Source organism: Streptomyces coelicoflavus, assembly GCF_045041415.1.
GTDB lineage: Bacteria > Actinomycetota > Actinomycetes > Streptomycetales > Streptomycetaceae > Streptomyces > Streptomyces coelicoflavus.
This window is the reverse complement of sequence record NZ_CP108218.1, coordinates 7,971,741-7,979,235: the sequence shown is the minus strand read 5'-3', so window position 1 is coordinate 7,979,235 and position 7,495 is coordinate 7,971,741. Positions and strand designations below refer to the sequence as shown.

The following is a 7,495-nucleotide window of genomic DNA, read 5'->3' as shown; positions in this document are numbered from 1 at the left end:
CATCGCTGCGCGATGGCAAGGAACACCCGCGCTGCGCGCGGGTGTTGCGCTTCCGCTCCGCGGAAGCGCTGGCTGGACGCTGCTCGTCCAGCTCACCAACCCGGCTGCGCCGGGTTGGTGACGCTCCGTCCGCTGCGCTCCCGGAGCTGCGGTGGCCTGCGCTGCGCTCCAGCCGCCTAGTGGCGCTGCGCGCCACAGGACGGACCCGCTGCGCGGGCCCGTCAACGGGCCTTCGGCCCGAGCGCTTACAGGGACAGGGGTGTGGTGCTCCGGTAGCGGGCTGTCAGCAGACCGTGGACTCCGCCCCCTGCGGGCGGAGTCCACGCCCGGATTGACTCGCGGGAAGAGTGATGGGCTGGGCTCTCAGGCGGGAGCGTGACGGCGGGTGCTCGGCAGCTTGTGCGGGGCAGCGTGGTGCCCGGGCCGGCCTGTTGCGGGAACGGCGAGGTGCCGCAGGGCGAGGGTCGCGGTGACGAGCAGGGCGGTGAAGACGATCAGGAAGAGGACGGCCCGGGCACATTTGCCGGCTACCTGGGGCCTGCCAGCCGGTCCAGGCCGCGGACCCTGCCCACAGGAGGATGGCCGCAGCGTAGAAGGAGCGGATACGGCGCAGTTGCCGCGCGGCCCGCAGGAACTGGATGCGTTCGGTCTTCGGTGCCATGCGGCACCGTGTACCCGCGATGCGCGATGCACGCCGGAGGTCGGACGGGATCTTGAGTGGGGGCTCTGTCGAGGGTTTCGCGAGTCTGTCTCTCGATGTGATGCAGCATGTAGAGTTGGCGTAATGTGGGGACACCGGTAGCAGGGTCGGGGGCCGCTGCAGCTTCGGCGTCTTATGCCCGTGGTCCGTCCACTGATGTGATAGCCACGGCCCAGCAAGGCCGGTGGAGAAGGGAAGGGGCGCTATGGGTTCCGATGCGCTGTGGCGTAGCACTTGGCCTGAGGTGGAGCCGTGGACACCGGCGCATCAGGCCGTGGAGATGAGTGGCTACGAGACCCTCGCCGTGCTCCTGGGCGCTGGGGCGGACCCGGGCGAGGTGTGCTTCGAGCTCACGTTGCTGACTCATGCGATCGACCTGGAAGGCGACGGCCATGTGCAGGCGGATTACCCGCTGAACACCGCCTCCACGGCGATCCTGCTGGCCTACGGTGCCGATCCGCGCCTGCCGGCCATCGACGGCGAGACTCCCCTGCAGATCGCCGAGTACTACCACCACGAACCGGCCAAGCGGCTGCTCCAGCGCTCCTTCTCCCTCACCCCGGCCAGATCCGCAGGGAGCGCCGCGTGACGAATGATCGCGGGTCTTCGCCCCTCGGCCCGGACTCCGCTTACAGCGACGCCTCGATCTACGTGGACGCCGTGTCCGCCCCGCGGGTCGTGGGTTGGCTTCGAGACGCCCTCGGCTTCGTTGAGGAGGATGGTGCGGAGCTGACCGTCGGGCCGGTGCGCGTGGAAGCGAGCACAACGACTACAGCATCGGCCGACGGGCCCATCCCTTCGACTTCCTTCAGTGGCCGACCGTGCTGGAGTGCGAGGCCCCCGCGGGAACGCCGGACGAGGTGGTTCAGGCCGTCACGGCCGTGCTCGAAGCACTGTGGCACGGTGGCTTTAAAGCCGTCGCCGCCTGCGACTTCGAGGACGAGCTGCCCGCACGCGGCGGGATCGACAGGTACCCCTGCCCCGCCTCTACCACTGCCTCTGACGCGTCCGCAGTCTCGTCGGGGTCGTGGTGGAGGAATGTGATGTCATCCGGGAAAAGACAAGGATGAGTTCTGTGATCAGTCTCCGGGAACATCAGGTGACCCAGAAAGCAGCCATTCGAGAATGGGTCAGAATTTATGCAAGATCTTCTGTGCCGGGGCAGGGGGCCCGGGGCACGCTGGTGTCCGCCACGGGATCCGGTAAGACGATCACGGCTGCCGCGAGCGCGCTGGAGTGCTTCCCGGGCGGGCGGATCCTGGTGACCGTGCCCACCCTGGACCTGCTCGCACAGACCGCGCAGGCGTGGCGGGTGGTCGGTCATCGGGCGCCGATGGTGGCGGTGTGCTCGCTGGAGAACGACGCGGTGCTGAACGCGCTGGGGGTGCGCGCCACCACGAATGCGATCCAGCTCGCGCTCTGGGCCGGGTCCGGGCCCGTGGTCGTGTTCGCCACCTACGCCTCCCTGGTGGACCGCGAGGGCCCGGAGGACCCGACGGGCCGGCGGACGGTTCGCGGGCCGGTGGAAGCCGCTCTGGCGGGCGGGGAGCGGCTCTACGGCCAGCAGATGGCCCCGTTCGACCTCGCCATCGTGGACGAGGCCCACTCAACCGCGGGTGATCTTGGCCGTCCGTGGGCGGCGATCCACGACCATGCCCGCATCCCCGCCGCCTTCCGGCTCTACCTCACCGCCACCCCGCGGATCCTCGCCTCGCCCCGCCCGCAGAGGGGCGCGGGCGGGGTGGAGGTGGAGCTCGCGAGCATGGCCGACGACCCGGACGGCATCTTCGGGGCCTGGCTTCCCGGCGCCGAGCTCGGGCTCTCCGAGGCGATCGAGCGGGGCATCCTCGCCGGGTTCGAGATCGACGTCCTGGAGATCCGCGACCCCTCCCCCATCGTCGGGGAGTCGGAGGAGGCGCGGCGGGGCCGGCGCCTGGCGTTGCTGCAGACCGCGCTTTTGGAGCACGCGGCGGCGTACAACCTGCGTACGGTCATGACGTTCCACCAGAAGGTCGAGGAGGCCGCCGTTTTCGCGGAGAAGCTGTCGAAGACCGCAGCCGCGCTGTACGCGCGCGACGCCTCCGGCGAGGACCTGGCGGCCGCGGAGAAGCTGCCCGCGTCGTCGGCCGGCGCTTGGTTCTACGAGCTGGAAGCAGGACGCCACGTGCCGCCGGAGCGGGTGTGGTCGGCGTGGCTGTGCGGCGACCACCTCGTCACCGAACGACGCGAAGCCCTGCACGAGTTCGCCAACGGCATCGACGCCGAGGGCCGCCGTGTGCACCGGGCGTTCCTCGCCAGCTGTCGCGTGCTTGGGGAGGGCGTGGACATCACCGGCGAACGGGGAGTCGAGGCCGTCTGCTTCGCCGACACCCGCGGCTCGCAGGTCGAGATCGTGCAGAACATCGGCCGGGCTCTTCGGCTCAACCGGGACGGTTCCACGAAGGTCGCGCGGATCATCGTGCCGGTGTTCCTGGAGCCCGGCGAGGACCCGGCCGACATGGTCGCCAGCGCCTCGTACCGCCCCCTTGTAGCCGTGCTGCAGGGCCTGCGCTCGCATGACGAGCGCCTGGTCGAGCAGCTCGCCTCGCGTGCGCTCACCAGCGGCAAGCGCAGGGTTCACATCCGGCGCGACGAGGACGGGCGGATCATCGCGGCCGACGGCGGAGAGGGCGGAGGCGACCAGGATCAGGGCGGCACCGACGGTTCGGTCGAGTCGGCTCTGCTGCACTTCTCCACCCCGCGCGACGCCGCGACGATCGCGGCGTTCTTGCGCACCCGGGTCTACCGGCCGGAGTCGCTGGTCTGGCTGGAGGGCTATCAGGCGCTGCTGCGGTGGCGGAAGGAGCACCAGATCACCGGCCTGCACGCCGTCCCCTACGACACCGAGGTCGAGGTCGGCGTCACGAGGGCCTTTCCGCTGGGGCGGTGGGTGCACCAGCAGCGAAAAGCGCGGCGGGCCGGGGAGCTCGAGGAGCGGCGCAAGACGCTGCTCGACGCGCCGGAGGCCGGCACGGTCTGGGAGCCCGGCGAAGAAGCCTGGGAGACGAAGCTGGCGGTGTTGCGCTCGTACCACCGTGCGCACGGGCACATGGCCCCGAGGCAGGACGCCCTGTGGGGCGATCCCGCCGACGGCAAGCCTGTCCCCATCGGTCAGCTACTGGCGAATCTCAGGCGTAAGGGCGGCCTCGGCAAGAACCCCGAACGGGCGCGGACACGGGACGCGCAGCTGGCCTCGATTGACCCCGACTGGGACTGCCCCTGGCCACTGGACTGGCAACGCCACCACCGCCACCTCGCCCACCTCGCCGCCGACGAACCCGGCGGAGTCCTGCCCGACATCGCACCCGGCGTCCTCATGGACGGCGACGACCTCGGCAAATGGCTTCAGCGGCAACGCCGCAGTTGGGTGGAGCTCTCCGAGGGACAGCAGCAGCGGTTGACAGCGCTGGGCGTACAGCCCGCTGAGACGCCGGCACCCGCCCCGGCGCCCCAGCGTGCGACGAAGGGCCGCCCGGCCAAGGCGCAGTACGCGTTCCAACGCGGTCTGGCAGCCCTGACCCAGTACATCCAGCGGGAAGGCAGAACCGTCGTCGGGAGGGCACACGTTGAGGAGCTGCCTGACGGTTCGGCGATCAGGCTGGGTGTGTTCTTGAGTAACCAAAAGGCCAGGCGTGACCGGCTGGATGCGGATCAGCGGGCCGCCCTCGCAGAGCTGGGCTACACCTGGGCTGCAGAACGGTCCGGGCGCAGCTGATGTTCGCCGATGCGGCACGCGCCCAGTACCGGACGGGCTGATAAGCCGTTTGGTTCTGTATGCAGGATGCTGGGTGGGGCGGAGCGAGGGCGTGGCGGAGCGAGGGCGTGGCGGTCCGAAGCCGATTCGGTGGACGTGCTGTTTCGGACTGCGGGCGGGGCGACTGAGTGTCCGAGGCGGTCATGGGCGGCCGCCCACGTGGTCTTCGAAAACTGTCCGCCGCTGAAGCCTTCCCGGCCCGCAAAGGCAAGCGGCGGGCGCCGGGACGGTGGCGGTCGGCCACCACCGGGCCGCTGGTGCACTACGGGTCCGCAGCGGCGCGACTGCGTGGGGTGCTCCTCGACCGCGAATCCACGCGTCAGCGGGCCGGAACGCCCGGCCGCTTGGACTGCGGTGGCATGTGCCGAGCGGGGTGCGGGCGCATGCTCCTCAGCCGATGCTCCGGCCGGCCGATGGCCACGGGGTGCTCGCCGACTGCACAGGGGGCGGAGAGCTGACCCGGCGGCAGCGGTCTCTCGCTGCGGTAGTCGGAGAGATCTGTACGGCGGCGGGCCGGCGGTCGTGGGGGCTTGGGCCTCTCGACCCGATCTACCGACGCGATGTGGCCTGGCTGGCCGGACACCGGCACCCGCCGGACCACGGTGGTCGGTTGCCGGCTGCCGCCCTGCAGGAGGCGTTCGCCGAGCCCGCGCCGCCGTGGGAGGGCGTAGGCGGGGCCGGGAGTTCGGCGGGTTGTGTGTCCCGCGCTGTTCCATGCGCTGTGGGCGGGACGGCCGGCGGCGGGCCCGGGGGCGGCGGTGCAGGGGCGGATGCCGGTGGGGGCGCGGGCGGCACGGTGAGGGCCGGCCCGTATGCCGCGAACAGGCCGGCCGGTGCGGCGGCTGCGGGGCGGAGCGGCGCGCACTGGTGGGGTTCACCGGGATGCCCCCGTCGATCTCGCCGACCGCGTCGGCCGGCAGCGCCGACGGCACACGTGGACCCGCCGTCCTTCCGCGGCCCGTACCGCTCCGGCGGGACGGGCCGGGGCCGTTCCCGCTCCGCGTCCGGCAGAACACCGCGGTCCTCCAGTCCCACGTGCGGAGCATGGGCGGACCGGGCGACAGCCGCAGGACCGACCGGTCCGGCCGTTCCTACTTCTTCTCGCTGCCGGGGAGCCGGCCGGGCTTGTCGACGACCGCGCTCTTGAGGAGGGCCGAGCTGTCCAGGAGCGTCCCCGCCTCGGCGTAGGGCGTGTCCTTGGTCAGGCGGGTGGAGTGGCCGAGGTAGGTGAAGTCCTGTGTGCTGAAGACCCATTCGGTGACGACGCCGTTCTTCGTGTCGCTGCGGGCGATGCCCAGGCCCCGGCGGCCGACGGCGTCCTGGGCCCGAGGGGTCTCGGTGACGCCGGGGATCTTCGCTGCGGCCCGGTAGAGCGCGGCGGCCGTACGTGCCGGCATCACCTGGTCGAGGAGGTCGCCGATCTGCTCGAAGACGGCCTGGTCGCGTTCCCTGTTCTCGGCCTGCGGTGCCTTGGCGTACAGGTGGTCCAGCAGCCGGCCGGGGTCGGTCGGCAGCGAGGCCAGCCATTGGTAGGTGGGGCGGCTGAAGCCGGCCGGTGTGCCGTTCGTGTCGCCGAACTCGGCGTTGAGGGGCACGGTCTTGCCGTCGCTGCGGATCAGGCCCTGCTTCTGCACGGGCTCGGGGTCCTGGGAGAGCCACAGCTCGTAGTCGTGCAGCGGGCCGACGACGGCCTTCCCACTGGACAGGTCGGCTTCGCGGACCTTCTCCCTGACATAGGAGAACTGGTCGTCCCGCACCGTGGGAGTGTCACGCTTGCCCGCGGCGTCGGAGATCTGCCCGAGGAGAGCGGAGACGGGCTGCATGTCCGCGGCCGCGTCGGACGACGTGCCGGCGGCGGGCTTGCGGTCGCCGTCGTTCAGGGCGAAGGCCGCGGTCACGATACCGGCCAGGGCCAGCGCGGTCACGGGCGCCAGGAGTACGGGGCGCAGCCGTCGGCGCCCCGGCCGGGCAACAGCGGCGGGGGTGGTGGGGGCAGTGGCGGCGGCGGCGGTGGTGGGGGCGGCAGTGGCGGCGGCGGCGGCGGTGGCGGTGGTGGCGGCGGGGGCGGCGGTGGTGGCGGTGGTGGTGGGGGCGGCGGGGGCGGCGGTGGTGGGGGCGGCGGTGGTGGTGACGGTGGTGGAGGCCTGGTCGCGGTCGATGTGTCGCATCAAGAGGTCCTTGTGATGGAGGTGCCGCCCGCGCGGAAGGTCCCAGTCGGCCGGGGCCGGCAGCAGACGGGCAATCTCCTCGCGCTCGTCCGAGGGCTCGAAAGAAGCCGGGTTCGGGTTCGGCCTGCCGTTCATGTGAGTTCCTTCCGCACGGGCACGGCCGCGAGTGCAGCCGCACCTGTCATCTCTCCGCGGACGGTGGGCAGTTCCATGTTCTCCTCGGCAAGCCGGGCGAGCTTCTTGCGCGCGCGGGACAGACGGGACCGTACGGTGCCGACGCAGATGCCCAGCGCCTGAGCCGTCTGCCGGTAGTCCAGACCGGAGAACACGCACAGGGCGAGCACCTCCCGCTCGTGGCGCCGCAGCCGGCCCAGGCAGGCCTGAACGGCACGCAGCCGGCGCACGTCGTCCAGACGCCCGGCCGCCTCCGGTGCGAAGTCCTCCACCGCCGTGGCCTGCGGCCGGCGCGTCAGGAACAGCTGCCGCCGGCGCACGCTGCGCCGTGCGTTGTCCGCCTTGTGGGTGGCAATGCCCAGCAGCCACGGCAGCAGAGTGCCCCCCTCCTCGTGCACCGCGGCACGGTTGCCCCACGCGGCCAGGAAAGTCTCGGACATGATGTCCTCCGCCGCCGACCAGTCACCGGTCAGCCGCAGACCATGGTTGTACACCGCGCCGGCGAACGCCTCGTACAGCTCGGCGAACGCCTCACGGTCACCGGTGCGCACACGACGCCGCAGGTCGTTGTCTGAGTTCCTCACACCTTGTTCTCTCCACGCCCCCGGACGCGTTCCAGTGATCCACCTCACTCCCACACGGGCCGCCGTTCCCGCCCGA

At 71.6% G+C, this 7,495-nt stretch carries 4 protein-coding genes; 2 read left to right on the top strand and 2 right to left on the bottom strand.

The features are described 5' to 3' along the window. The first annotated feature begins 980 nt into the window (after positions 1–980). Positions 981–1,289: an ankyrin repeat domain-containing protein gene (locus OHA99_RS35975; protein WP_366471724.1), complete on the top strand. Its 309-nt coding sequence runs from the start codon at positions 981–983 to the stop codon at positions 1,287–1,289. A gap of 477 nt (positions 1,290–1,766) precedes the next feature. Next, positions 1,767–4,454, top strand: a complete 2,688-nt coding sequence (locus OHA99_RS35970) for a Helicase associated domain protein (RefSeq protein ID WP_331727662.1) — start codon at positions 1,767–1,769, stop codon at positions 4,452–4,454. A gap of 1,130 nt (positions 4,455–5,584) precedes the next feature. Here the strand turns inward: OHA99_RS35970 and OHA99_RS35965 are convergent. Continuing rightward, positions 5,585–6,796, bottom strand: coding sequence for a CU044_5270 family protein (locus tag OHA99_RS35965; protein ID WP_331727664.1), 1,212 nt, complete (start codon positions 6,794–6,796; stop codon positions 5,585–5,587). After that, entirely contained in the window at positions 6,793–7,398 is a 606-nt protein-coding gene (locus OHA99_RS35960; RefSeq protein WP_153182130.1) for an RNA polymerase sigma factor, read from the bottom strand. The genes OHA99_RS35965 and OHA99_RS35960 overlap by 4 nt, the downstream gene beginning before the upstream one ends. Between the last annotated feature and the right edge of the window lie 97 nt (positions 7,399–7,495).

Bases quoted from the DNA above. Each gene is read 5' to 3' on its own strand.
- OHA99_RS35975 (WP_366471724.1), top strand. From the start codon at position 981: ATGAGTGGCTACGAGACCCTCGCCGTGCTCCTGGGCGCTGGGGCGGAC.
- OHA99_RS35970 (WP_331727662.1), top strand. From the start codon at position 1,767: ATGAGTTCTGTGATCAGTCTCCGGGAACATCAGGTGACCCAGAAAGCA.
- OHA99_RS35965 (WP_331727664.1), bottom strand. From the start codon at position 6,796: ATGAACGGCAGGCCGAACCCGAACCCGGCTTCTTTCGAGCCCTCGGAC.